The sequence below is a fragment of the Polluticoccus soli genome, from assembly GCF_029269745.1.
In the GTDB taxonomy this organism is placed as follows: Bacteria; Bacteroidota; Bacteroidia; order Chitinophagales; family Chitinophagaceae; genus Polluticoccus; species Polluticoccus soli.
This window is the reverse complement of sequence record NZ_JARJHT010000002.1, coordinates 534,538-557,909: the sequence shown is the minus strand read 5'-3', so window position 1 is coordinate 557,909 and position 23,372 is coordinate 534,538. Positions and strand designations below refer to the sequence as shown.

Sequence of the window (23,372 nt, the reverse complement as noted above, 5' to 3'; positions counted from 1 at the left end):
CTATATTGCGAGCCGGCCTGAGTGCCGGCTTTTTTATGTGGCTACAACACCCGGTAATACTCGAAAACGAGGTAGTAAAACTCTTGCCGCTGGAGAGCAGCCATTTCGATGGACTGCTGCAGGCTGCACGGGATCCACGGATATGGAAATACCTCAGCTTCAATGGCCTCGACAGCGATGCCTTTCGGAATGAACTGCGAAGTGCCGTGCTCCGGAAAACAATGGGGGAAGAGTACCCGTTCACCGTATTCGACAACACTACCGGGAAGATCATTGGCAGCACACGGTTTTACAACATGTATCCCGCACATCGCAAACTAGAGATAGGCTGGACCTGGTACGCGCCCGAATATTGGGGAAGCGGGCATAATGTGGCGTGCAAATCACTGCTGCTAACTCATGCTTTCGAAGCACTTAGCTGCGTACGTGTTCAATTCCAGGTACATGAGCAGAACGTGCGCAGTCGTGCCGCTGTAGAACGCCTGGGCGCGAAATTTGAAGGAATACTTAGGAATGAACGTATACGCGACAACGGCAGCATCCGCAACACTGCTGTATACAGCATCATCAACACCGAATGGGAACAAGTAAAGCGCCTGCTGCATGATCGAATAAAATCCCCTAAGTCATGAAAACCTACATTCTTACTGCACTCTTTCTCTTCGCGAACATTGCCTATGCACAAGATAGCCAGCTACAAATAGACCTCGACAATGCCGATTACTTCAGTCTAAGAGACCAGCTTGCAAAACGCAATGCTACTCTTGATGCTGCAACAAGGCTTTACTATTCGGCATTTGTTGATAACGCCTTCAACCGCAACGACCTGGCAATTGCCCGCGTCGATTCATTTTTGCAACTGCACCAGGGAACATGGACGGACAATCAAACCGTTTTGATGGAGCAGATGCTAATGGATTCTTACGTAAAGACCTACCAGTATGGACGGGCAGCCAATATCGGGAACAATCTGCTCACCAAGATCCACAACGACAGCCGGCCTGCGTTGCTCAATTCCCGGAACATCTGGGGGTCGCTGAAAGATGTGCCACCTCAAACCGTTTTTTATGGTGAAAGCTTTACCCTGCCCTTTAAGCGCAACCAGGTAAACCTGTGGGAGATACCAGTGAAGGTTAACAATAGCGATGAAGAGGAGTTTATTTTCGATACGGGCGCTAATATTTCTACCATTTCAGAAACCTATGCTCAGAAACTCAGGCTTCGTCCCCTCGATACCCGTATTGATGTGATAGGTGGACAAGGCCAGAAGATAACGTCCGGACTTGCTGTTGCGGACTCGTTGCAAATAGGCAGTGCACTTATTAGGAACGTCGTCTTTATTGTGATGCCCGATGACAAACTCTACTTCCCGCAAATACGTTTTACCATAAAGGGCATTATCGGCTTCCCGGTGATCAGCGCACTTAAAGAGATCCGCATTTCCCGCGAAGGCACTATCTCCGTATCCCGTACGCCCGACAATACCCGGGTGCAAAACATGGCATTGAACCAACTCACACCGTTGGTACAGACAAAAAACGACAAAAACGAAACACTGATCCTGAAATTTGATACAGGCGCGGCGCAAACAGACCTGTACAGCAACTATTTTGCTAAGTACAAAGACCGCATTACCACCTACGGCCGCAGCGACCGTCGCAAGCTGGTGAGTGCCGGTGGCGGCAGGTATATGCCGGTTTTCGTGCTCGACAGGTTCAGGCTGCACGTGGGCGACGACATAGTGAACCTTAAAGACATTGCCGTTTATACCTACCCTGAAGACATCTCCCGCTCCGGATCGGTGTATGGCAATATGGGACAAGACGTTATCAGCCAGTTCGATGAGATGGCTATTAACTTCGAGCACATGTACGTGGACTTTAAATAACAGGTATTTGAGGTTACTAAACCTTAGCGGCCAGAGCCTGTTTCGCGGTTCACCATCCGCATCAGCAACAGGAAAAGGAAGATGTATACAATGATATTGAACGTTGTATGGTGATCGATAAGACTGAATTCAAACGCATCTTTAGCAGTAATAACGGCCAACCCCACTATGCGTAGAATATTGAGGATAATGATGGCAAGGGTGCCTATTGCAATGTAAATGATCTTCTTAGCCAGCGACTGCGGATAGGCCGCGACAAAGGCCCAGCAAAAAGAAACCAGCCCAAAGCCCATGCACACATAAGCCACCTTTATCTTAACAACCCCCGGTATTTGCAAACTGGCCGCATCGTACAGATTCTGGTAGCCAAAGAATGTCAGCAGATTGGATGAAGCCTGTATCAGTTCTGTTCTTAAAAAATCGGCATAGCGAAGGTGTTCTGCCACCCATTCGCTATACAAGCCACCGGGAATAGAAAGGGCGATAATGCCAAAGTTCAGGCCATACAGCAGCCCGAATATTACCGCAAACTTCAGCAGAAAAAACGCAATACGGTCCTTAAGCAGCTTTTGTGCCAAAGCCCGCGGGGGCATTGAGGATAATATCTTTAGGGTTTTATACATTCTGCTCGTTTAACTCGTTGAACCACCGCTTACAAAAGGAAATTTGACGGGAGCAGCGCATTTTCATAACTGGCAATAGCCCGGCGCCATTCTGGGCTTTGCCTGTTATGTCTATGCCGGGGAAAGGAACGATACCCATATCCCCGCCCGAAGGCTTACAATGATGCTGCGTTTGCAGCCCATTCCGTGCTCGGCCATTTTACTGGCAGAGGGTGATAAGGTCCCGTCAAATTTTCCGGTAAACTCGGTAAGTGATGGTTGTAAGAGACGTAACATGTTTTCGTGGTGGTTAAGGCCAAGGGGCTAATGTAGAGCGGTTGACTTCCTGCATTTGCGGGTAGCACGCTCTGCAATTCGAAGGTACGTTGGCGTACAGGGGGTCTCCAAACATTTGGGCCTGTCTTCGGGCAACATTCATAAAACCGTTTGCCAATTAAAGATTGTTGGCCTTCCTTCCACAGTTTTTGAATTAACTACCGATTGCAAAGGGGTTAGTAATCAGCCACGTGCCATATCCGCAAATTTTATTCATCAGTTTCTAACCCCGGTTTGTAGAAATTGAAATGACTAGACAAACATTTTAGTATAGGGACTAAATGCCGGGAGTCGGTTTGACGCGTTACAGCACCGTTTCAGACACCAATTTTTACAAATATTGGCAACGGCCCGACCTTAAACGGGCCTCTTTGCTCACTATTAAGGGGAACAGCAGAAGTTAAACCAGCTACAGGCATCCTTTTATTGCCGCGGCATAAACGACCTGCATACGTGTGGGCCACTAAAACATCTACACCATGAAATTTAGATCAACGCTCGTCATGATCGCAGCTGCGACTATGTGGGGTCATGCCATTTACGCCCAAACACGTACCGAAAAAGACCTCCTGGGCGAAAAACAAATTCCTGCAGATGCCTATTACGGAGTACAGACAGCCAGAGCCCTGGAGAACTTCCAGGTGAGCGGCGTTACTACGAAGTTCTATCCCGACTATGTGAGGGCTTATGCCATGGTGAAAATGGCAGCCGCACGCGCCAATGCCGAGGTGGGCCGCATGAGCAAGGAAAAGCTTATGGCCATTGAGAAAGCCTGTATGGCTGTTATGGCAGGTGAATACCACGACCAGTTCCTGGTAGACCTCTACCAGGGTGGCGCGGGTACTTCCGCCAACATGAATGCCAATGAGGTACTTGCCAATATCGCCCTGGAACTCAGCGGCAAAAAGAAAGGAGACTACCATTCTATAGAACCTCACGACGACCTGAACATGGGCCAGTCTACCAACGACGTGTACCCTACCACCCTCCACGTGGCCATGCTGCTGCACAATGACAAAGTGGTGCAACAGGCAAAGGAACTTTCCGCTGCTTTCCACAAAAAAGGTGAACAATTCAAGAACCTGCTGAAGATGGGTCGCACGGAAGGACAGGATGCTGTGCCTATGACACTGGGCCAGGAATTCCACGGCTTTGGCAACCAACTGGACGGCGCCATTGACGCATTGATAAAATCAGAAGCCTATTTATATGAAGAGAATATGGGTGCGACTGCTATCGGTACCGGTATCACTGCATCACCGGGCTATGCAGAAAAAGTAGCGGTACACCTGGCCAAGATCACAGGCAAACCTATGGTGCTCAGCCATGACCTGATCGCTGCAACCTCCAGCATGCAGGCATTTGTGATGTACAGTGCTGCGCTGAAGAACCTGGCAATCACACTATCCAAGATATCCAGCGACCTCATATTCCTCGCTACTGGCCCGCGTGCGGGTATCTTCGAGATCAACCTGCCAGCGTTGCAACCGGGTTCTTCTATCATGCCAGGCAAGGTGAATCCTGTAATGCCAGAACTGATGAACGAGGTATGCTTCAAAGCTATAGGCAATGATGTGACTGTAGCATTTGCCTCGCAGGACGGTCTGTTACAATTGAATGCTTATGAACCAGTGGTGGCAGTAGCCATCTTTGAATCACAGGGCTTGTTCTTCAAAACAATGCCTTTGTTCCGTAAGCAATGTATCGAGGGTATCACCGCAAACGAAAAAACGCTGAAACATTATATGGAACGTAGCGTAGGTACAGTTACTGCGCTAAACCCCATACTGGGTTATGATAAAACCACTGAGCTAGCCAAAGAAGCCCTGCAAACAGACAAGGGCATCATTGAACTCGTGAAAGAAAAGCACCTGCTGAACGACCAGCAAATGAAGGATTTTATGGATCCTGCTAAAATGACCGCTCCAACCGACATTAAAAAATAACATTCAATACCATCAACATGAGAAAACTAAAGCTCTGCTTCGTAGCCTTTATAGCAGCTACCCTGCCGCTGACAATGGCCGAAGCACAACGAAAAGCAAACCTGCCTGATGTGGTCTTACTGGCTACAGGCGGAACCATTGCCGGTACTGCTGCCAGCAGTACACAAGCCGGCTACAGCTCAGGACAGCTGGGTGTAGATGCCATGCTCAACGCCGTACCCGATGCCAAGAAGATCGCGAACGTTACAGGTGAGCAGATCTCCAATGTGGGCTCGCAAGACATGACGTTTGACATCATGATGAAAGTAGCCAAACGTGTCAACGAACTAACCCGCGACGGCGGAGCGGAGGGCATTGTTATCACCCATGGTACCGACGTGATAGAAGAAACAGCTTACTTCCTGAACCTGGTGGTAAAAACAGAACGACCAGTTGTACTGGTGGGTTCTATGCGCCCGAGTACTGCGATGAGTGCCGACGGACCACTGAACCTGTATAATGGTATAGCAGTAGCTGCCGACCCTGATGCAGTAGGCCATGGGGTAATGGTGGTGATGAATGACGAGATACATTCAGCACAGAGCATTATTAAGACCAGCACCACGGCCGTCGAAACTTTCCAGTCACCACTGCGCGGCCTGATAGGCGCCACTAACTATGGCGACAATCGTTTCTACCGTACGCCTCATAAAAGGTGGGGACCAAACAGCGAGTTCTCGGTAGATGGCGTTAGCAAAATACCACGGGTTGACATCATATATGTTGATGCCGACATGGCGCCCGACCTTATCGATTGTTCTGTTGAGAAAGGTGCCAAAGGCATAGTACTGGCCGGTGTGGGTAATGGTAACATGTCTAAAGCTGCCCTTGAAGCCAGCAAACGCGCGGTAAAAAAAGGCGTGGTGGTAGTGCGCAGTACACGCGTGGCCACAGGTGATGTAAGCCGCGACGTGGAAGTAGACGATGACGATATTGGCACCATTGCCTCTTACGAACTCAACCCGCAAAAATCGAGAATACTGCTGGGGCTGGCTTTGTTACAACAACGTAGCGCAAAGGACATTCAGCGCATATTTAAAGAATACTAGCAGGTACGACCAAATACCCGGAATACTGGCCTGGAAGCGTAAGCAGAAAGGTCAGTATTTCATTCCCATCGAAAATCCTCAGCATGTTTTATCGCCTCGTTATCTGCATTTCTTGTTTGATCGCACTCGTGGCGACGGGCCACGTATTGGCGCAAGACAGCACAACCGTGGTGCACCACGACTCTACGCTGGTCAACAAAATGGAAGCTGGCGATGAACAAGATGTGGTAGAACCCAGGAGGCAGCTGGTGCGCTTTAATGAATACCAGGGTAGGTATTTTTCTATCAGGGTTGGCGGCGGTTTTCTCGAGGATATTGCTGATTATGTCCAGGACGCTAATAGCAAGCAACAATTCGACCTCGGCTATAATACTAAACTGCGCGACTGGCGCTTCACGTTCAAAGGCCGGCTGGGCAAAGGCAAGGGCAATCATGACGTTACCTATTCTGTGGGTATTATGTACGATGCCCCCACAAAGACCTGGTTATTCCGCGAAACAGGGTTGATGATAGAAGTACCGGAGCTATGGGGTAACTTCTTTATCGGGCGTACCAAGGAGGGTTTCTCGCTAAACAAGGTAATGGTGGGTTATGCAGGCTGGACCATGGAACGTGCTACCATGAGCGACGCGACGGTTCCTATCCTCGGCGATGGTATCAAATGGCTGGGGCATCTAAAGGGGCCTAATATTCTGTGGAACCTCGGTTACTTCAACGATAAGTTCAATAAAGATCAGGCTTTTTCAAGCTATCACCAGCAAGGCGTGGCCAGGATCATGTGGTTGCCTATATTGTCTGAAGAAACGAAAACTGTCTTTCATACAGGCATCAACCTTCGATATGGGCAACCAGATGAAGACACACTGCAGCTAAGATCAAGACCTGAGGCATGGATCGCGCCTTATTTTGTTGACACCAAAAAAATGCACGCATTCAACACGTTCATGTACGGATACGAGATCTACTATCGTAAAGGCCCCTGGTTGTTCGGTTCCGAATATTGGTTTGAAAGCGTCAATGCTCCTGAGAAAGGCAATCCCGTTTTTCATGGAGGCGATATCGTGGCCACCTGGTTGATCACCGGAGAAACCCGCGAATACAACACCGTTGGTGGCTTCTTTAAAGGCATACTGCCAGACAGACCACTTTTCGGGGGTGGTTTCGGGGCCATCGAAGCTGTGTTACGCCTGTCTTATATCGACCTGGATGACGCTAAAATTAACGGCGGCAAATTCTGGCGCATCACGCCTATGATCAACTGGCATGCTACCGACAACGTGCGGTTTGAATTTGCTTATGGCTTTGGCCAGCTTGACCGTTTCAATCTCATTGGCAATACCCATTTCTTCCAGGGACGGGTGCAGTTGCAGCTATAGCCGCAACTGCAATCCAACAACCCTAAAACTTATCCGGAAATTGCATTGCGATACCGTTGGTAAGCATATCGGCCATTTGCAATATCTCATCGTGCACTTTATCATAGGCCCTTACATCGGCTGAGTAGTCTTTCTTAATTCGCGCAACGGCTTCGTCCGTTGTCAGCTTCAGGTGGTCACGCATCATTGCCTTCATGTCATTTAGCGGCCAGTTAGGATTTGCCCCACTCAGGAAGGCAGAAATTTCATCGGCATTAGCAGTCCACCTCTTATTTGCATCATTTAGCTTGGCATCGTTCCCTGCCTTGGCAGCAAGTACTACGTCGGCGGAGATGGTGATGTGATCGTGCAATAATGCAGTCAGCTTATTGCCGGCTTCATTTCCATAAAACGGTTTCACTGCATTCCCAATATCATCCTGGTTTTGTAACAGTCGCTTCAATGCTTCGTCTTTGCCGGGCAGATCATCTACCAGGCAGCAGATTACGTTTCTTGTCCACGTTATATGGTCCTCCCACAGTTTCCGCATAGCCGTTCGCAACTCACCGGCTTTAGAATGTTTGCCGGCATTGCCCATAGACATGTGGTGCATGGTACCCGATTTCTTATCCTGGGCATATAAATTGCCAGCGACAAAAAATGCAATAGCAATGATTACAAGTGTTTTTGTTTTCATGTAGCAATATTTTGAGATGATATAGTGGCTACATATTAAAAACTATACCAATAGACTATTAAAAAAACAGAATTTTGATATTTTCATGCAAACTTTGACTATGGACTTCAATGAAATTGTTGAAGCTATGAGCCTGCATTACGACAACGACGTGGACTACCAGAATATCGCCATAGACAATGGCGACGGCTCATTCAGGCTGGATTACCGAGTGACTTTCGAGCTGCTAAATGACATTCCGGATGATCCTATCGCCCCATTCTTTCCTGTCGCTTCATTGGAAGAAGCCAAAGCCGTTTTCCGTGCAGTGGAGCCGAAGATGCGCAAAGAAGAAATTGACGGCTTCTTCGACCAGGTGCTGATAACGCTACCTGTAGTCCTGAATATGCCTTTATACTTCACCATGTATAAGATACCGAGGAGCGCGTGACCGGGAATGGCACACTTCAAACAACGAACATCACCTACTTTTCAAAAATAATTGTATCCGCTTTCGCCCCCAGGTTAAGGAGCATGCCCTGCATATCTTTCACAAACTGTGAAGGTCCACAGATATAAAAATGCTGGCTAAAATTTCTTATTGTATCAATCAGGTAGTCTTCGCTGATACGTAAATCGTGAAAACCTATTACGCCCTCTCTCGTCAGCACTATATGCAGATCTTTCGCTAATATCTCATTCAGCTCCTCCAAAAGAATAATATCATCCACCGTCATGTTGGAGAAGATAAGAGAATTGCCTGCCAGCTTATCGTCTTCTTTCAACTGCCGGAGTATAGCGAGGAAAGGTGTGATGCCCGCCCCTGCCGCAATAAACACGCCGGGTTCTTTGTAACTAATTACACCAAATGCATGGTGTATGATCAGTTCATCTCCCTTTTGTAGTTTCTCTATTTGCGCAGTTACGCCGTGATGCTCACGGTATATTTTGATGGTGAATTCCAGCTCCGGCCATGCGTTCAGCGATGTAAATGAAAATGGCCTGACATCATGTTTACATTCCGGCTTATTGATCGCCACCCACGTAGCCTGGCCGGGAATAAAGCTGTAGCCTTCGGGTTTCTCCACCTTGATACGTTTCACATTATGCGTCAGGTACTCTGTGCTTAGTATCTTAACTATGTGCTCTTCCATAAATGCTTTATTCGATCAGTTGCGCCGTCTAAAGTATGACTTTTTCATTGGTCGTCTTTAGTTTGATTATTGCAACTTCCGGAAGGTTACAATCGCTGGCAGATTTTTTTACCCGATCCATGTAATTATTTCAGACAGACTTTGCGATCACGATCATAGTTGTCGACATCTTTGCAAGAACCGTTGTTTCGGTTTCATCAAAGACCTCCCCTTCGCAAAACATCAGTGTCTTTCCCGCATGGATCACTTTTCCTACAGCAACAATTTTGTTTGCTTTTGCAGCCTTGATGAAATTGACCTTGAACTCCACAGTCAGGACCTCTTTGCCTTCGGGGATCTTTGTCCAGGCAGCATAACCACAGGCACTGTCCAGTATGCTGGTGATGGCACCACCATGAAAGTAGCCGTCCTGCTGTGTTACCCCGGCCGAAAATTCACAAGCCACCTTAACCTCGCCGTCCTGAACACTCGCCAGGTGGGCATTCAGGGAGTGCATTAAACCCTGCTTGTCAAAACTCTCCTTGATTTGTTCGTATAGTCCCATACCGTTTAAGCACTATTTAATGTGTTAGTTAAAGAGTTTTTTAAGATGGGCATCAAAGCGCTACGCATACCTCTTTTTCTTTTGTATGTCCAGCCATTATTTGTTCTCGCAGAGTAGCAGCTGTACTGGCATTAATTTGATACATTTATAGACGATTGTCTTTAGTCATGAGTGAAGCAAATATCAAACCAGCAAATGGGCCGTCAGAAGAAATTAGCAACCAGCACGATACAGCACTGTTGGATAGACTTGGTGTTGAGCTCCACAGTGAACTAGAACCAACGATCCTATATAAAAAAATTGTTGACGCAGCCGTTGCCATAATGGGCTCACAGTTTGCCACTATGCAATTACTCTACCCCGAACCTGGCAGCTTTGGCAAACTGCGCATAGTTGCAGCACACGGATTTACACCCGAGGCAGAGGAATACTGGGAATGGGTGTACCACTATACAGACAGCTCTTGCGGCGAGGTATTAAGAACACGCAGGCGCGTGATCGTACCCGATTACCGTACCGCGGAGTTCATGCAGAATTCACCAACGCTGTCTGTATTCATTGATGGCGGCGTATACGCTGCGCAAAGCACACCTGTATATTCAGAAGCTGGAAAACTTCTCGGTATGGTGTCTACACACTGGGCTTATCCGCACACACCGTCGCAACACCAGCTGGATATGCTCGACATACTGGTAAGCCAGGCAGCGGGGCTCATTGAGCGCACAACGACGCGCTAGTTAATGATCTCGCCTGTAGAATTGGCCAGCTTTTCCTTCCATTTTGCTATCTGCTCAGGTGTTTGTCTCACCCAATCCGTTGCTTCGCCCACGACCTTTAATGGCGCAAGGGTACGATAAGAACGTGTTGGATTACCGGGGAATTTCTTGTCGGTAACGTTAGGGTCGTTTTCAAAAATGCCGGTTGGTTCTACAATGTACACACGTTCACTCCCCTCGCCTTTTGCTAAAGCAGCAGCAAGACCCGCACCATTAACGAGGGCTGTGAAGTAGATATGATTCATCAGGAACTCCGCTTTATAGTTCGACTCGCGACCGGGCGTCAGCAGATCACCAACCTGCAGGTCAGCTCTCGTGCCATGATAGAAGGGGCCGTTGTCAGAAGGATTATCTCTGAATGAAATGGCCAATTCCTGGTTCTTTTTTGCATTGTCAACGTCGCCGAGTGCTCCATAACACCGGGCAATATTCGCATACAGCGCAGGGAAAGCTGCCTTAACGGCGTCGTCATTTAACTTTAATGCCAGCTGCAAAGCCGTCTCGTACCATTTCAATTTGTCTGCAACGTTGCTTTGCACCCGGGCTACATAATAAGCAGCAAGAAATTTTTCGAAATCATTAGTTGCTTCGTTCCATGCCTGCAGGAAGATCCTGCCTGCTTCTTCTAGGTTGCCATTTTCTTCCATGCCCATGCCTTGCAGGCAGAGTTGAACGATCGGGTTGGCGGGATTGAATTCCATGTTGATGTTTTTGTGTGGTTTATTATTGAAGCGCAATTTACTTCGTATTCGCGGGGAAGAAAAGAATCTTTATATCGGCTTAGGTTACCATATTTTCCACCACGGTTTCTTGTTATCGTATCTGTGATAACTTCCACCCTCCAGAATTTTCGCGTCAAGATCATAGGAAAACTCAACCCACTCGTCCGCATCATTCGTTGGATCGAATGACAGTCCCACCACTTTATTGCCTTCAACTCTCAGATCTTCTAAACCATCCCACGAAATTCGTTCAGTATACCAATGAGTTCCATCCGATTCAACAATGGTCAAATTCGTTGGATCGTGCAAGATGACCCGATCATTGCTTGCCTTCAAAATATTGGAATACCCTGCCCCAAAAACATCAATAGGAGTCCTATCATTCGGATTCATGAAATAACAACTCCCACAAGCAACTATTAATAGATTGGGGGTATCTTTAAGCTCAATTACCGCCTTTAAATCCGTCCAACCGGGTTGAAAATTTGCCACCCAATCTGTCCCGTCAGATTTATAGAACCGCACTACAAAACCCTCAGAATAAAATGGATCGCCATCTGCAGTTATCGGAACATACAGTGGACCATAAGTCGGCAGTGATTGCAGTATTTCATATCGTTTGGCTGACATAATTGACGGGAAATTATGACTAAATCCCCATTGGATCCTCGCCGAACCTCCTGAATATGGACCCGGCGCCATCACCTTCATGACAACAACTACTCTCCTCCCCAAAAACGAATTGGCGCGATACCAACAGATACCGCGCCAACTATCTGAATGCTTTTGTTACTATTTCTTTGTGGTCGCTTTATCACCGCCCGGCAAAGTGACGTTCAGGGTCAGCATGCACCAGCCTGTAGGATAAATTGCCAGTTGCTGCGCATTATTCTGCGCCGCAGAGATCACCGAACCAGCGGGAATAGACGTGGTGTTAGGATTGATCTCCACGTCGCTTGCAAGCTGGAAGTTTAACCACGTAGTCGCTAAACTACCCGGATCAGGGTGCGGCATACAGTCGCCCAGGCCCGGCATTGAATCTGTCCTCATATAAACAACTAAAGTACCGGTACCAGAACCATCCCCGGCATCGTAGAAACCGGTATATGCCTGGCCTAAGCAGTCTGCGTCAGCAGCTGCCAGGGAAAGGGAAAAACTGGATGCATTGCCGGCGCAATTGTTGAAGCTGACGCAGGCACTGTTCCCCCGTATAGCCCCGTAGGTTATGATCTTCACCTTTCCCGGCTCGGATTCGTTGGATGCAAAGACCATCGGCATTCCTTGTTTTATGGATATAGTGTCCGCAGCACCCAACTTCCTGCTTAACGGCCTGCCAAAATTAAAACCAGCTCCATAACTAACGACGCCGTTCATGCCATATCTTTTGAAGCTGTCGTAAACCGGCACACCAGCTCCGGTATCCAGTAACGCTTTATCCGTAGTGATCACGAGGCTGCCGCCTACTATCTGCAATGTATCACAGATAGTCGAACCCGAACCTGTACCTGTAACATTGCAAATACCTGCTCCTGCATTACATTGCGCGGCAGCTCCTTGTTTAATGCCGTACTGCACGGTCATAGGCAGCACAGGGCCCGCGCCGGGAGCACTGGCCGCCCTGTGTACCATTCCCAGCACGTCGAAAGGTTTGGGTTTGGGTGCTGCTGTCACGGTATCCGTGTTGGTTTCCTCGCCGGTTTTGGTATCCGTACCCGTGCATGCAGCCAGGAAGCTGAACATCAGGATAACGCCTGCATTTCTTACCAGTTGGTGGTTCATTTTCAATTGTTTTAAGTGTAAAAGGAGTATATGTGTGAAGAGATAGAACTTAACTGGCATAATACTACTCTTTTATTTGTATAAATTTTATAATTTGTATTTTTATTTACATGCATATAAGGGCGATGTGTTCGGTTGTAGTTTTTCTGCTACTCTCTATGGGCTGCGGTACTACGGTTCTTGCCCAATCGCCCGGCCTGCAGAAAACAACTGATTCCCTGCAAAAGATCCTTTCAGCTGCCCCCGAAGACACCGGGAAAGTAATGATGCTGACAAGATTATCCGCTATGGACGGAACCGGGGATTGCAAAGCAAAACTCGGATACGGAGAAAGGGCGCTAACGCTCGCCCAGAAGCTGGACTGGGGAACGGGTATTTACAATAGCTTGTACAAAATAGCTGATGTGTACAGGTATTGTTTAAAGGACTATTCCGCTGCCATGAATACCTACCAGCAGCTGGAACAAATAGCCATCGATAAAAATGACAAGAAGGGCCTGATAGGCGTATATACCGACAAAGCGACTACCTATCAGTTGGAAGGAAACTATGCAGCAGCCATCGGTTATTGTGACAAGATCATACAACTCAAACCTCGCAAGGACGAGATACTGGGCACACTGGGAAATAAAGGACAATTTTACGCCGAACTTGGTAATTACCCGAAAGCGCTGGACGCTTATGAACAATCACTAAAAATACTCAACGACACCATCCTGGCAGATAAACTCATTCCTGCATCATACCGCATGATGCAAATGATGCTGCTTTTGAACGTTGGCGATATCTACGTCCAAATGAAGGATTATGATAAAGCGTTGACGAACTACAATAAAGCGTTAAGCGGTAACAGTATTTTAAAAGACAAAGACATCTCTGTAGTTGCCAACAATGGTATAGGCAACTGGTATATCCTGAACAACAGAAGCGCTGAGAGTATTCCATATTTCCTTGCCGCACTGACCGATGCAAAAAACAACATTTTTGAAGAGGAGGTATTGAATAACCTCGCCACTGCCTATTTCGAACAAAAGGACATCGAAAAAGCCCTCGCCTACGCCACCCGGGCGCGCGAAACAGCAACGAATCATGACAATGAACCTAAACAGGTGTGGGCCTATACCACGCTGGGCAAAATAGAGAACTACAGGAAACAGTACAGTAATGCATCCGGTTACCTGTTGCAGGCCATAGCAGTGGCCCAAAGAAACGGGGCCCGGAACGATGAAAAAAATGCCTGGGAGGTACTCAGCGAAACCTATAGCGGGATGCGGCAGCCGCAAAAAGCATTTGAAGCGTATAAACAGTTCATAGGCCTGCGCGATAGCATATACAATGCCGATAAAGCCAAAGAGCTTACCAGGCTCAGCATGCAGGGCGATTTTGACCGCAGGCAGGCGGCAGACAGCATCAGGCAGGCCGATGAGGACAAGATTGCGGCGTTCCGCTTGCAAAGACAGCGCATGATGAGCTATAGCGGGTTTGCAGCTGTGGCAGTACTGCTGGCACTGGCATTCCTCATCTACCGCAACTATAGCAGCGCAAAAAGATCGAACGCCATCATCAGCGCGGCAAATGAAACGATCAAAGAGGAAAAGCAGGTCTCCGAAAACCTGCTGCTGAATATTTTGCCCCAACACGTGGCGGAAGAGCTAAAAGCAAAGGGCGGCGTAGATGCAAAAAGGTTCGACGACGTCACCATTCTTTTCACCGATTTTGTAAACTTCACTACCACCGCCGAGAAGCTGACACCGGAAGAACTGGTGGCCGAACTCCATTATTGCTTTAAGGCATTCGATACCATCATAGGCAAATACGGTATAGAAAAAATAAAGACAATAGGCGATGCATACATGGCCGCATCGGGCCTGCCTTCGCCCAATGATCACCATGCCACCGATATCATCAATGCTGCTATCGAGATCAGGGATTTTATGGCAGCGCGTAAAGCCACCATGGGCGACAGCGGCTTCGGCATACGCATAGGTATCAATTCCGGCAGCGTGGTGGCAGGTATTGTGGGCATCAAAAAATTCTCATACGATATCTGGGGCGATGCTGTAAATATCGCCGCGCGCATGGAACAAAAAAGCGAACCGGGCAGGATAAACATTTCCGAAACCACTTACGCCCTGGTAAAGGATAACTTCTCCTGCAGTTTCCGGGGAGAAATAGACGCTAAGAACAAGGGGCTGATGAACATGTATTTCGCTGAAAAGACTGTGCCCGTAGCAAATTCGCAAGTCACTGTCACTTCTCCATCCTAACACTATTATGTTGGCGCCAGAATGCGATTACGGCGAGCTGGGGCGGGTTGTTTATTTTCCCTAATTTCGCGCTCCAGGTAAAATGATCTAATGAAAAAGTGCCGCCCAATCCCCGCCATTGCTCTTATTGGTATGCTGACCTTCGCATCCTGCACAAGGCCTGCGCTCACCTGCCACTGTACCATTAGCGACCACGGAAGTGTAACCACTACAAAAACCGAATACAAAAAATCGAGAACTAAAGTGGAGCAGAAATGTGAAGAGGAAAAGAAATTCCATCAAGAGCAGTATCTCGACCAGCCCGGTGTTAGTGTTGAGTGTAAGGTAGATTAAAATAGTTGTCGCCTTCATATGTTGGCGCGAGAATGCAGCATTGAAAAGTGGGCGGCGTTCTCGAGCCTGTATCATGACACATGCGTTCCGCGACACGAGTACGCTACTGCGATGCTTTTCGGCATACTCGCGCCAACGGGGGACAACACCCAACCAAAGGGGGAGCATTTTCTAGCGCAACAATTCTCTTACAAAAGTAACGACTGTAATTATGGAGATGCAAATTAGCGGGATCAATACTGCAATAATCCACCATTTAACTCCCTGACTGGCAAAAAGTTTTACTAACACTACAATTTGCGTAACTATGGGAAGTACAAAAATGAATAGCGTAGCCAATATCAATAAAACATTTGAATACAAAATTGCTTTTGCCGACTTTCCATAAGCCCTGGGCCGGAATGGTATCGTTAAGTAACTTGGGTATTCCAACGGGCTGGCGTTGTTATCGTTCAAACTATCATCGCTAAAAGAAATCGACGCGTACAGTCTGATTATTGAATCTCTTATGTCCGATTCCTGAATCGATAGCCCCAAAATCTGCACCAGCATCCATGTTATAATACATGACAAGGCCATTGTCAATAACGTAAGAGAAAATTCGATATCGAATCCCTCAATTGATATCTTACTAGCCGGAGTCACCTCTCCCAGAAAAATGAGCAGTAAAAACAGGCAAATAAAAAAGTTCCATTTTATACTTAAGTGGAGTGCCTGACCAACGCTTTGTAATGATTGATGCAGTTTGTCAATATAGTTTAGTGTTATGCTCTCGCTCATTGTTTATAATTAGTTGATTAGCGAAGTTCCTGCTGATTCTTTCCCCTACCTGGTTCTGGCACAGGCCGCGGCACAATAGCCTTAATGTCGCCGGGTGCTTATTCACGAGACCGGCGAGAAAATAAATATAGCACTTTCGGTTATATTTAAAAAGCAGCCCAAACAAAGACAACAATCCAACATTCAATACGCTGGCGCGAGTGTTCCGCAGGATCACTCGTGTCCAAATAATTCAGCCGGTCTCTGACCGGCATTCAAAGAGCAGCGGCAGGATGATATTATTCTGCACCTATCGAAGTGCGAAGTCAATAATTGACAGCTATTCATTACAAATTGAACGCAGCTGTCGTCCATTTGAGCAGTTGTATTTCAAATGCCGGTCAGAGACCGGCAGGACTTTTCAGACACGGGTCGTCCTGCGGAAGACCCGCGCCAGTTGGTTACCGGCGAGTCCTTTGCGATAAGCTCACCCTAGGACACAATGAATCTAACCGCCATCGTTGTGTGTTCTTCACCAACGATGTTGTGTAATGTGAGTGCTCACCTATATCGTTGTTGGTGAAGAACACCAACAACGGCTGGAGCATTATCAGGGTATATCGTTAAACAAGATCAACGCGGTTAATTTCCCTTTTACAAAATACATGGTAACCTGGTGGCCAAAACTGTTCATTGCAAGTGGTTTGCCTTTCAGATCGATTTTCTCAGTATACAATTCATCGCCTATGAACTCCCACTCCAACTTTTCAATTCCATCTACTATGGATTGCTTATCAGGACTTCCATACACATTAACCGCTTGTTGCCTTGTGGTCCCCAGCTTGAACCCCTTATTTGTCACGAAATAGGAGGATTTGATAGGAATAGCCTGGTTTACAAAACCTTTGAAGTCCGTTATTTTTTGCTGTTCATTTGCTAGTTCACCCCCTTCTGTATTGAGACCTATTTGCTTCATCAAGTCTGCTGGAAACTGATTGCTATAAAAATGGAAAGTTTCAAATCGATGATAATCAGTAGCCAGCTCGAAAACGAGTGTCTGATTTATAGAGTCGTTTCTAAACCAGGCCTTATCAAACGAAAATAGTTTCCCGCTTTGCATTTTATGAGAAGAATTATTGCTGCTAGTGTCTCGCAGCATTTCAATGGTCACTGGATAATCGTCGACATTGAACCTCTTGATAGTGTCAGGAATTTTGTCGGTGGGCTGATCTATCCGTACATTGGTGCTGGGTGCACTGTCAACTGCTTTTTTCTCTATTTCTATCTCCTTGCTAGCAGAAGATCTGTTACCACTATTACAACCGAATAGTCCGGCCAGGATGACAGGTACAAGAGTTCGTGCAGTTAACATATAATTTCTAAAGATAGCAACTCATTTCCGTCCTCGTCAAGTGTCAATAATAGAGACTCGGTGCCTTCCCCCTGACGCAAAAGCTCTATCGTATGAGGGTAACATTCCCCTTTGTAATGAAGGGCTGCCCATTTATTAGAGTTGCGCTAAGCACATAACCAAAAACTTCCGGTTCGAGTGCTTGCCCCTTAACCCTGCCATCCCAACCCTTCTTAATATCTGTTGTTTCAAAAACCATTTGTCCCCATCGATTAAATATTTTCAGGTGCAGTTCTTGAACATTCTTTGAACTATTAATGTATAGGATGTCATTTATATTATCACCATTAGGGCTAAACGCAGATGGCACTCCGATTAGAGACTCTATAAAATCAAAGTTTATGGTATCCCGAGTAAAACAACCATCAATTGTTGCCGTGACAATATAAATACCACTGTCTGCGATAGTAGGACTGACAATAATTGGATACTGTTCCTTTGAAACAAAAGCGTTCGGCCCCGTCCATTCGTAACTTCTCCCCGGGGAAGCATCCGCGGTTAATTGTACACCACTATAGTCTGGCAGGTCTTTTATTCCAGCAACGACGGAGGAGACAAAATCAATCCGAATGCTGTCATCGTATACCCAAACTGTATGTTCTGGCGAGGTAGAGACAATCCTCACTTTGTAGCCACCGCCTGTTTGCAAAATACTAGGCAGAGTACCATCTATCACACCAGATTCTCTATTTGCGCTTCCGATAGTAACCGCATTCGCGAAGTCACCGAATGGGTCCGACAATTGCAAAAGGAATATATTGTCGGACGAAAAATCTCCCCCCTCCCTTACAACGTATGGCACCGATATTGACGAGCCGACGCACAATTTCCTTTCGTTGAATTTTGGCACTTTTCGCACAACAACTGAATCAACATAGTAGTAAGCTATTTCGGTACCTCCATATCGCTCAGCTACCAAAATAGAATCAGATGGTTTAAAGCCGCCAATTACAATGTTTGTATACGCTGAATCAGGTATAAACATGGAATTGAGTCTGATCCAATCTACAGTATTCATTATCACACCGCTAGAAGAATAAGATATTTGCGGCTTAACCTTCACCAAGTCATATGTAGGTATAAAATGGGTGCCTTTGTCAAAAAAAAACACACCAATGTTGTTAGAGCCAAATTGGGAGCCTTCACTGAGAGAAACAGACAACGACACTTGGTACATTTCACCAATAACTAATGGCTGAATACTGGTAGTAATATACTCCCTATAATCGGACCATAGAGGACTAGGGATCTTTGAATAGGTAGCAAATCCGGCATATGCTTGTCCGTCATGAGGGGACTGTGTTCCCGCGACGTTTCCAGGTACTCCTGCAATTCCACTCGACGCACAACCATGAAAATAGTCCGGACTGCCTCCTGTATAAGATTCCCACCCCAGACATTTCGCCAAATCACCGGCTTTTGACGGGCAGTCAGTATGCTCTTCAAAACTTGCATTAGAAACAAGATTTTGCGCTCCGGCTTTAATAAACCCAGACGTCAATAAGATAATGACGAACTGCAGTCGAATAATTACGCCAATAGTCCGGGCAGCAATTCGTTGTAGACACACGAATACCCTACTCAACAGCAAAAAAGGAAAAATCATTGCTAGATATTTGGCCATAGGATAGTAAATCCAAATATAATATGCGGACATTGAAACAAAAAGCAATACTTATAGCAAACAGAAATATGACAGTAGCATGTCGCTTCCATTGTGGTTACACCTCTCAACTGGCACAAAACCTCCAACCATCGACGACTCCGACTTCTTCGACCGAAAAACGCATTCGTAGATGTCTTTCTTAAGTTTCTTCTTTTAGTGTCTTACTTAAGTGACTTATTTAAGGTGCTGTGGTCTTGTTGCGGTCAATGAACAAAAGTTCGGCTCAATTTCAAATTTCCCGTCGATAGTGAGCTGTGTATATGCTTTCTATTTGCTGCCATTGAGGCTAGTCTTTGCTTTAGCCAGGGCATCTGCTTTCGCCTGTTTTAACTGGGCTTCTTTTGTTTTCTTCTTTGCCTGCTCATTAACTAATGCCAGCGCTTCCAGGCTAGTCTTGTCAAAGCCAAAGTATATACCCCGGGTGTGGTTGGAGAATGTCTTGAGGTACCAATTCAGTTCAAGATGTCTGATCACCTTGTCCATATGATACCTGGCAGCGTACTTCTGCTCAATTTCGGGCAACTCTTTCGGTAGGGTCTTCACTGAGGCATACCCGCACATACGCGCGTGGATATGAGCTTTGTTGGTTTTGCAGTAAGGTTTGGTCTGCAATATTGATCTAAACGCTGCAAACCCCAAAAAGCAGGCTATCTCAAATTCAGTCTTCTCATTCTTGTAGTCAAACAGAATTTGAGACGAAATACTGGTCATGGGTGTGCCATTGTGTTCATCATACAGCTCCTCGCCAGCTTCATAAGCAATTTCATAATCACCGAAAATGATCTCTAACTCGCCGGCGGCAGCTTCCATCATCTCTTCGTCTGTACCGGATTCCATTTCTGTTGTTAGTTCATAAGCTGCATAAAGTAACGCGTTGTTGCAGCACTTCTTTATATCGCGAAAGGCGTCTTTGAAAATAGCGATGGGAAAGGTAAAATAGATAGTACCTGTTGACATGTGATAGAGTTTTAGTTATTCAAATTTACTAAAAACAGATTGTCAAATTCATCAAAATGAAGTATATTTGTAGTAGTAAATTAAACCCTGACTAAAAGCCTAATCCCCCCACCCTTCACATAACCAAAAACCACCATGAAACTCTATCCAACAGCCAGCAACAACGATCTCCATTTCCCCAAACAGCATTATAACCCCGAAACCCGCTCCTGTAGAAGCATACAAGGCGAAATGACGCACATTCCAACTAGTTGTTGCTGCTGAAATCCTCCCCAAAACGACAACAAACGGCAACATTTTTAGGCATATTCCCGCTGGTAACTGCCGGCTAAAAAACTTAGTTTTGCCGCCAAATGAGCGATAACAACAGATACAACCAGCGTGGCGTTTCGGCCCAGAAAGAAGATGTGCACAAAGCCATATCTAAACTGGACATGGGGCTGTACCCCAACGCCTTCTGTAAAATATACCCCGACTACTGGGGCGGCGATGAGGCTTATTGCAACCTGATGCACGCCGATGGCGCCGGTACCAAGTCTATCCTGGCCTATATGTACTGGAAAGAAACGGGCGACCTGAGCGTATGGAAAGGCATCGCCATAGACGCCATCGTGATGAACATTGACGACATGCTGTGCGTAGGTGCTACAGGTCCGTTCACTTATTCATCTACCATTGGCCGCAACAAGCACCTGATACCGGGCGATGTGATCTCTGAGCTCATCAACGGCACGCAGTCTTATTTCGACACCCTGCAGCAGCACGGCATCGAAGTACGCCTGATGGGTGGCGAAACCGCCGATGTGGGAGACGTGGTACGCACCGTAATAGTAGACGGTACCATGGCTGCCCGCATGCGCCGCGACAAGCTGGTAACCACCGAAAAGCTGACCGAAGGTGATGTAGTAGTATCGCTGGCCAGCTACGGACAAGCTACTTACGAAGACGAATACAACAGCGGTATGGGCAGCAACGGCCTCACCAGCGCCCGCCACGAGTTGCTGAAGAAGGAATACGCTACCAAATATCCTGAAAGTGTAGACCCGAACCTGCCTTCGGATGTGGTATATAATGGTAACTACGGCCTGCTGGATGCTACCGAAACACCGCTGAACGTAGGTAAGATGATACTGTCTCCTACCCGCACCTATGCGCCTGTGGTGCTGAAAGTGCTGCAACAGCATTTCGATAAGATACACGGCATCATCCACTGCAGTGGTGGCGGCCAGAGCAAGGTGCTGCACTACCTGCCAAGGCCTATGCGCGTGGTAAAGAACAACCTGCTGCCAGTTCCGCCGCTGTTCAAAATGATACAGAAATCGGCAGGCACCGACTGGAAAGAAATGTACCAGGTATTCAACATGGGCCAGCGCCTCGAGATATACACCGATAAAGAAACGGCGGCAAGCATTGTAGAGATAGCCCGCAGCTTCAATATCGACGCGCAGATCTCCGGTCATGTAGAAGCTTCGGACGTAAAAGAAGTGGTTGTGGAAAGCGAATACGGGAAATTCACGTATGGCAAATAATTCCCGATTATAAAAACGTAATTTCAATAACTGGCATAATACGTGCTGATATAATGTTAAAACTCACAACTCTATGATTAAAGCTTGTTCTTTAAGTCTTTTAGCCCTATTGATGGCCGGCTCTGTACTGGCCCAGGACCAGATACAAAAACGCAACGGTACTATAGTAGAAGGTAAAGTAGTTGAGATAGGCACGAAGACCATCTCGTACAAAAAGCTCTCAAACCCTGATGGGCCCAGCTATGTGATCGACAAGGCAGACGTTACGAAGATCACCTACGAAAATGGCACGACCGAAACGATCAATACGCGTCGCCCCGGCCCACCAATGCCACCACGCCCAGGCAGGCACACCGATGATGAAGTGGTTGAGAAGCCAGTAAACCCGTGTCATTACGGCAACAATATCATCGCCGTATCGCCCATGCAGCTTACTGACGAAGGTGCCGGTTTTGGCATCAGTTACGAGCGTGTACTGGACAAAGAGAACAATTACATCAGCTTCTACCTGCCAGTGGCTATAGCCGTAAAAAGGCTGGATGGCAGCATTCCTGAAAGCGATCCTACTTACTACTTTATGCCGGGTATCAAATTCTACCCTACAGGTGGTAAAGGAATGGTAAGGTATGGCCTAGCAGCTAACCTGGTATACGCGTTTGGCCGCCAAACGTATGAGACCTTCAACAATGGTTTCAGCCAGTTTGTTACCGACGACTTCTACAAGCTCGGCATGATCGTGAACAACTCACTGAACGTTAACCCGACCGATCACCTGCACTTCGGTCTTGAGTTCGGCCTCGGCTTCCCTTATGTCGATGAAAGCGACAACGGCTTCAACAATGACGGCCCGCTGGTGCAGTTCGGCTTCAAGGTCGGCTACAGGTTTTAAGAAATAGAAAAAGGCCCTTGCAATCGCAAGGGCCTTTTAAATTATATACTATGGATCCTACACTAGTTCTTCTTCAGGGGGTTAGCCAGCATATTGAAAGTGGTCTTCAGTTCCACCTTAGTGTTCGAATCAGGAACACCAATAAAGTGACCACCAAACCTGATGTACATGCTATCTTTCAGGAAGTACTGTTTCAGGTTCACAGAGTCTACATCAAGATCCAGTTGCTGTGTTCCCTTTGGTATACCATACTTATACGCTATCAGTTTTTCTTCCAGTCCCTCGGCAGACACAAACATCCGCACAGTGTCCATAAAGTCGAAGTTTGCTCCTGTAGGCTGCAGTATGCTAGCCAGCAGTTTGGTCATTTTAGCATGCTTTACCAGGTCAGGGGTGCTTCCGCTTTCACCAACGTATTGCTTCGAATTTGTTGCCATAGCCATTGTTGGTGCATAACCGGTAAAACCACCCTCAGGCAGTGTATCGATATCAGGCAAACCCGGAACCTCCGGCATTTCAACCGTTTCGGTATAAGTAAAGTCCCTGGAAATGTCTCCGAGATGTTCCAGTTTTTCACAGCTCATCAGTCCGCTAGCAGCCAATGCAAGTACCAAATAATACTTTTTCATAAATATAAATTCGTCGCAAAGTTACTACTGATCAGCTACATGACAAAGGTGAAAACACCTTATTTT

General features: G+C 46.9%; 24 protein-coding genes. 11 read left to right on the top strand and 13 right to left on the bottom strand.

Translation table 11 applies throughout. From position 1 onward, the window contains the following. The first annotated feature begins 35 nt into the window (after positions 1 to 35). Both P2W83_RS13105 and P2W83_RS13100 read left to right on the top strand, forming a co-directional pair. On the top strand, positions 36 to 632 hold the full coding sequence (locus tag P2W83_RS13105; protein ID WP_276134196.1) for a GNAT family N-acetyltransferase: 597 nt from the start codon (positions 36 to 38) through the stop codon (positions 630 to 632). Further along, entirely contained in the window at positions 629 to 1,888 is a 1,260-nt protein-coding gene (locus P2W83_RS13100) for a retropepsin-like aspartic protease (RefSeq protein ID WP_276134195.1), read from the top strand. Before P2W83_RS13105 ends, P2W83_RS13100 begins: the two co-directional genes overlap by 4 nt. Before the next feature lie 23 nt (positions 1,889 to 1,911). Here P2W83_RS13100 and P2W83_RS13095 read toward each other — a convergent pair whose 3' ends face one another. Both P2W83_RS13095 and P2W83_RS13090 read right to left on the bottom strand, forming a co-directional pair. Further along, a complete protein-coding gene (locus tag P2W83_RS13095; RefSeq protein ID WP_276134194.1) occupies positions 1,912 to 2,511 on the bottom strand; it encodes an exosortase/archaeosortase family protein in 600 nt (199 codons plus the stop codon). Between the two features lie 111 nt (positions 2,512 to 2,622). Then, positions 2,623 to 2,787, bottom strand: coding sequence for a hypothetical protein (locus P2W83_RS13090; protein WP_276134193.1), 165 nt, complete (start codon positions 2,785 to 2,787; stop codon positions 2,623 to 2,625). Between the two features lie 518 nt (positions 2,788 to 3,305). Between P2W83_RS13090 and P2W83_RS13085 the strand changes: the two genes are divergently transcribed. From P2W83_RS13085 to P2W83_RS13075, 3 genes are all read left to right on the top strand, one after another. Next, on the top strand, positions 3,306 to 4,772 hold the full coding sequence (locus P2W83_RS13085; protein ID WP_276134192.1) for an aspartate ammonia-lyase: 1,467 nt from the start codon (positions 3,306 to 3,308) through the stop codon (positions 4,770 to 4,772). A gap of 17 nt (positions 4,773 to 4,789) precedes the next feature. Continuing rightward, positions 4,790 to 5,860: a type II asparaginase gene (locus P2W83_RS13080; protein ID WP_276134191.1), complete on the top strand. Its 1,071-nt coding sequence runs from the start codon at positions 4,790 to 4,792 to the stop codon at positions 5,858 to 5,860. 83 nt (positions 5,861 to 5,943) lie between these two features. Continuing rightward, positions 5,944 to 7,236, top strand: coding sequence for an OprO/OprP family phosphate-selective porin (locus P2W83_RS13075; RefSeq protein ID WP_276134190.1), 1,293 nt, complete (start codon positions 5,944 to 5,946; stop codon positions 7,234 to 7,236). A gap of 22 nt (positions 7,237 to 7,258) precedes the next feature. On the opposite strand, the gene P2W83_RS13070 is transcribed toward P2W83_RS13075, so the two are convergent. Then, a complete protein-coding gene (locus P2W83_RS13070) occupies positions 7,259 to 7,912 on the bottom strand; it encodes a hypothetical protein (RefSeq protein ID WP_276134189.1) in 654 nt (217 codons plus the stop codon). Positions 7,913 to 8,012: 100 nt separating this feature from the next. On the opposite strand from P2W83_RS13070, the gene P2W83_RS13065 reads away from it, so the two are divergent. Then, positions 8,013 to 8,342, top strand: a complete 330-nt coding sequence (locus P2W83_RS13065; protein WP_276134188.1) for a hypothetical protein — start codon at positions 8,013 to 8,015, stop codon at positions 8,340 to 8,342. 34 nt (positions 8,343 to 8,376) lie between these two features. On the opposite strand, the gene P2W83_RS13060 is transcribed toward P2W83_RS13065, so the two are convergent. Next, complete coding sequence (locus P2W83_RS13060) at positions 8,377 to 9,045, bottom strand: ferredoxin reductase domain-containing protein (RefSeq protein ID WP_276134187.1); 669 nt, start codon at positions 9,043 to 9,045, stop codon at positions 8,377 to 8,379. Positions 9,046 to 9,175: 130 nt separating this feature from the next. After that, positions 9,176 to 9,589, bottom strand: a complete 414-nt coding sequence (locus tag P2W83_RS13055) for a PaaI family thioesterase (protein ID WP_276134186.1) — start codon at positions 9,587 to 9,589, stop codon at positions 9,176 to 9,178. A 167-nt stretch (positions 9,590 to 9,756) separates the two neighbouring features. Here P2W83_RS13055 and P2W83_RS13050 point away from each other — a divergent pair, with 167 nt between their 5' ends. After that, positions 9,757 to 10,326, top strand: coding sequence for a GAF domain-containing protein (locus tag P2W83_RS13050; RefSeq protein WP_276134185.1), 570 nt, complete (start codon positions 9,757 to 9,759; stop codon positions 10,324 to 10,326). Here P2W83_RS13050 and arr read toward each other — a convergent pair. The 3 genes from arr to P2W83_RS13035 all read right to left on the bottom strand — a co-directional run bounded on the left by arr (position 10,323) and on the right by P2W83_RS13035 (position 12,866). After that, a complete protein-coding gene (gene arr, locus P2W83_RS18690) occupies positions 10,323 to 10,736 on the bottom strand; it encodes an NAD(+)--rifampin ADP-ribosyltransferase (RefSeq protein WP_420831809.1) in 414 nt (137 codons plus the stop codon). The two genes, P2W83_RS13050 and arr, sit on opposite strands and share 4 nt — an antisense overlap. A gap of 414 nt (positions 10,737 to 11,150) precedes the next feature. Then, entirely contained in the window at positions 11,151 to 11,717 is a 567-nt protein-coding gene (locus P2W83_RS13040) for a hypothetical protein (RefSeq protein ID WP_276134183.1), read from the bottom strand. Between the two features lie 162 nt (positions 11,718 to 11,879). After that, on the bottom strand, positions 11,880 to 12,866 hold the full coding sequence (locus tag P2W83_RS13035; protein WP_276134182.1) for a hypothetical protein: 987 nt from the start codon (positions 12,864 to 12,866) through the stop codon (positions 11,880 to 11,882). A 110-nt stretch (positions 12,867 to 12,976) separates the two neighbouring features. Between P2W83_RS13035 and P2W83_RS13030 the strand changes: the two genes are divergently transcribed. Together P2W83_RS13030 and P2W83_RS13025 are read left to right on the top strand one after the other, a co-directional pair. Continuing rightward, positions 12,977 to 15,133: an adenylate/guanylate cyclase domain-containing protein gene (locus P2W83_RS13030; RefSeq protein WP_276134181.1), complete on the top strand. Its 2,157-nt coding sequence runs from the start codon at positions 12,977 to 12,979 to the stop codon at positions 15,131 to 15,133. Between the two features lie 90 nt (positions 15,134 to 15,223). Further along, a complete protein-coding gene (locus P2W83_RS13025) occupies positions 15,224 to 15,466 on the top strand; it encodes a hypothetical protein (protein ID WP_276134180.1) in 243 nt (80 codons plus the stop codon). Between the two features lie 171 nt (positions 15,467 to 15,637). Here the strand turns inward: P2W83_RS13025 and P2W83_RS13020 are convergent, their stop codons facing one another. The 4 genes from P2W83_RS13020 to P2W83_RS13005 form a co-directional block, all read right to left on the bottom strand. Continuing rightward, entirely contained in the window at positions 15,638 to 16,246 is a 609-nt protein-coding gene (locus P2W83_RS13020; protein WP_276134179.1) for a hypothetical protein, read from the bottom strand. Between the two features lie 589 nt (positions 16,247 to 16,835). Then, positions 16,836 to 17,597, bottom strand: coding sequence for a hypothetical protein (locus tag P2W83_RS13015; protein ID WP_276134178.1), 762 nt, complete (start codon positions 17,595 to 17,597; stop codon positions 16,836 to 16,838). A gap of 85 nt (positions 17,598 to 17,682) precedes the next feature. Further along, positions 17,683 to 19,260, bottom strand: a complete 1,578-nt coding sequence (locus tag P2W83_RS13010; RefSeq protein WP_276134177.1) for a T9SS type B sorting domain-containing protein — start codon at positions 19,258 to 19,260, stop codon at positions 17,683 to 17,685. 309 nt (positions 19,261 to 19,569) lie between these two features. Then, positions 19,570 to 20,259, bottom strand: coding sequence for a hypothetical protein (locus P2W83_RS13005; protein ID WP_276134176.1), 690 nt, complete (start codon positions 20,257 to 20,259; stop codon positions 19,570 to 19,572). A 353-nt stretch (positions 20,260 to 20,612) separates the two neighbouring features. On the opposite strand from P2W83_RS13005, the gene P2W83_RS13000 reads away from it, so the two are divergent. Then, positions 20,613 to 21,788, top strand: a complete 1,176-nt coding sequence (locus tag P2W83_RS13000) for an AIR synthase related protein (RefSeq protein ID WP_276134175.1) — start codon at positions 20,613 to 20,615, stop codon at positions 21,786 to 21,788. Positions 21,789 to 21,861: 73 nt separating this feature from the next. Beyond that, positions 21,862 to 22,677, top strand: a complete 816-nt coding sequence (locus P2W83_RS12995) for a hypothetical protein (protein WP_276134174.1) — start codon at positions 21,862 to 21,864, stop codon at positions 22,675 to 22,677. A 62-nt stretch (positions 22,678 to 22,739) separates the two neighbouring features. On the opposite strand, the gene P2W83_RS12990 is transcribed toward P2W83_RS12995, so the two are convergent. Beyond that, positions 22,740 to 23,306 (bottom strand): hypothetical protein, encoded by a 567-nt coding sequence (locus tag P2W83_RS12990; protein ID WP_276134173.1) that lies wholly within the window; start codon positions 23,304 to 23,306, stop codon positions 22,740 to 22,742. Positions 23,307 to 23,372 lie beyond the last annotated feature (66 nt).

Excerpts from the sequence above, each read along its gene's own strand:
- P2W83_RS13105 (WP_276134196.1), top strand. The coding sequence starts at position 36 with ATGTGGCTACAACACCCGGTAATACTCGAAAACGAGGTAGTAAAACTC.
- P2W83_RS13100 (WP_276134195.1), top strand. The coding sequence starts at position 629 with ATGAAAACCTACATTCTTACTGCACTCTTTCTCTTCGCGAACATTGCC.
- P2W83_RS13095 (WP_276134194.1), bottom strand. The coding sequence starts at position 2,511 with ATGTATAAAACCCTAAAGATATTATCCTCAATGCCCCCGCGGGCTTTG.
- P2W83_RS13090 (WP_276134193.1), bottom strand. The coding sequence starts at position 2,787 with ATGTTACGTCTCTTACAACCATCACTTACCGAGTTTACCGGAAAATTT.
- P2W83_RS13085 (WP_276134192.1), top strand. The coding sequence starts at position 3,306 with ATGAAATTTAGATCAACGCTCGTCATGATCGCAGCTGCGACTATGTGG.
- P2W83_RS13080 (WP_276134191.1), top strand. The coding sequence starts at position 4,790 with ATGAGAAAACTAAAGCTCTGCTTCGTAGCCTTTATAGCAGCTACCCTG.
- P2W83_RS13075 (WP_276134190.1), top strand. The coding sequence starts at position 5,944 with ATGTTTTATCGCCTCGTTATCTGCATTTCTTGTTTGATCGCACTCGTG.
- P2W83_RS13070 (WP_276134189.1), bottom strand. The coding sequence starts at position 7,912 with ATGAAAACAAAAACACTTGTAATCATTGCTATTGCATTTTTTGTCGCT.
- P2W83_RS13065 (WP_276134188.1), top strand. The coding sequence starts at position 8,013 with ATGGACTTCAATGAAATTGTTGAAGCTATGAGCCTGCATTACGACAAC.
- P2W83_RS13060 (WP_276134187.1), bottom strand. The coding sequence starts at position 9,045 with ATGGAAGAGCACATAGTTAAGATACTAAGCACAGAGTACCTGACGCAT.
- P2W83_RS13055 (WP_276134186.1), bottom strand. The coding sequence starts at position 9,589 with ATGGGACTATACGAACAAATCAAGGAGAGTTTTGACAAGCAGGGTTTA.
- P2W83_RS13050 (WP_276134185.1), top strand. The coding sequence starts at position 9,757 with ATGAGTGAAGCAAATATCAAACCAGCAAATGGGCCGTCAGAAGAAATT.
- P2W83_RS13040 (WP_276134183.1), bottom strand. The coding sequence starts at position 11,717 with ATGTCAGCCAAACGATATGAAATACTGCAATCACTGCCGACTTATGGT.
- P2W83_RS13035 (WP_276134182.1), bottom strand. The coding sequence starts at position 12,866 with ATGAACCACCAACTGGTAAGAAATGCAGGCGTTATCCTGATGTTCAGC.
- P2W83_RS13030 (WP_276134181.1), top strand. The coding sequence starts at position 12,977 with ATGCATATAAGGGCGATGTGTTCGGTTGTAGTTTTTCTGCTACTCTCT.
- P2W83_RS13025 (WP_276134180.1), top strand. The coding sequence starts at position 15,224 with ATGAAAAAGTGCCGCCCAATCCCCGCCATTGCTCTTATTGGTATGCTG.
- P2W83_RS13020 (WP_276134179.1), bottom strand. The coding sequence starts at position 16,246 with ATGAGCGAGAGCATAACACTAAACTATATTGACAAACTGCATCAATCA.
- P2W83_RS13015 (WP_276134178.1), bottom strand. The coding sequence starts at position 17,597 with ATGTTAACTGCACGAACTCTTGTACCTGTCATCCTGGCCGGACTATTC.
- P2W83_RS13010 (WP_276134177.1), bottom strand. The coding sequence starts at position 19,260 with ATGGCCAAATATCTAGCAATGATTTTTCCTTTTTTGCTGTTGAGTAGG.
- P2W83_RS13005 (WP_276134176.1), bottom strand. The coding sequence starts at position 20,259 with ATGTCAACAGGTACTATCTATTTTACCTTTCCCATCGCTATTTTCAAA.
- P2W83_RS13000 (WP_276134175.1), top strand. The coding sequence starts at position 20,613 with ATGAGCGATAACAACAGATACAACCAGCGTGGCGTTTCGGCCCAGAAA.
- P2W83_RS12995 (WP_276134174.1), top strand. The coding sequence starts at position 21,862 with ATGATTAAAGCTTGTTCTTTAAGTCTTTTAGCCCTATTGATGGCCGGC.
- P2W83_RS12990 (WP_276134173.1), bottom strand. The coding sequence starts at position 23,306 with ATGAAAAAGTATTATTTGGTACTTGCATTGGCTGCTAGCGGACTGATG.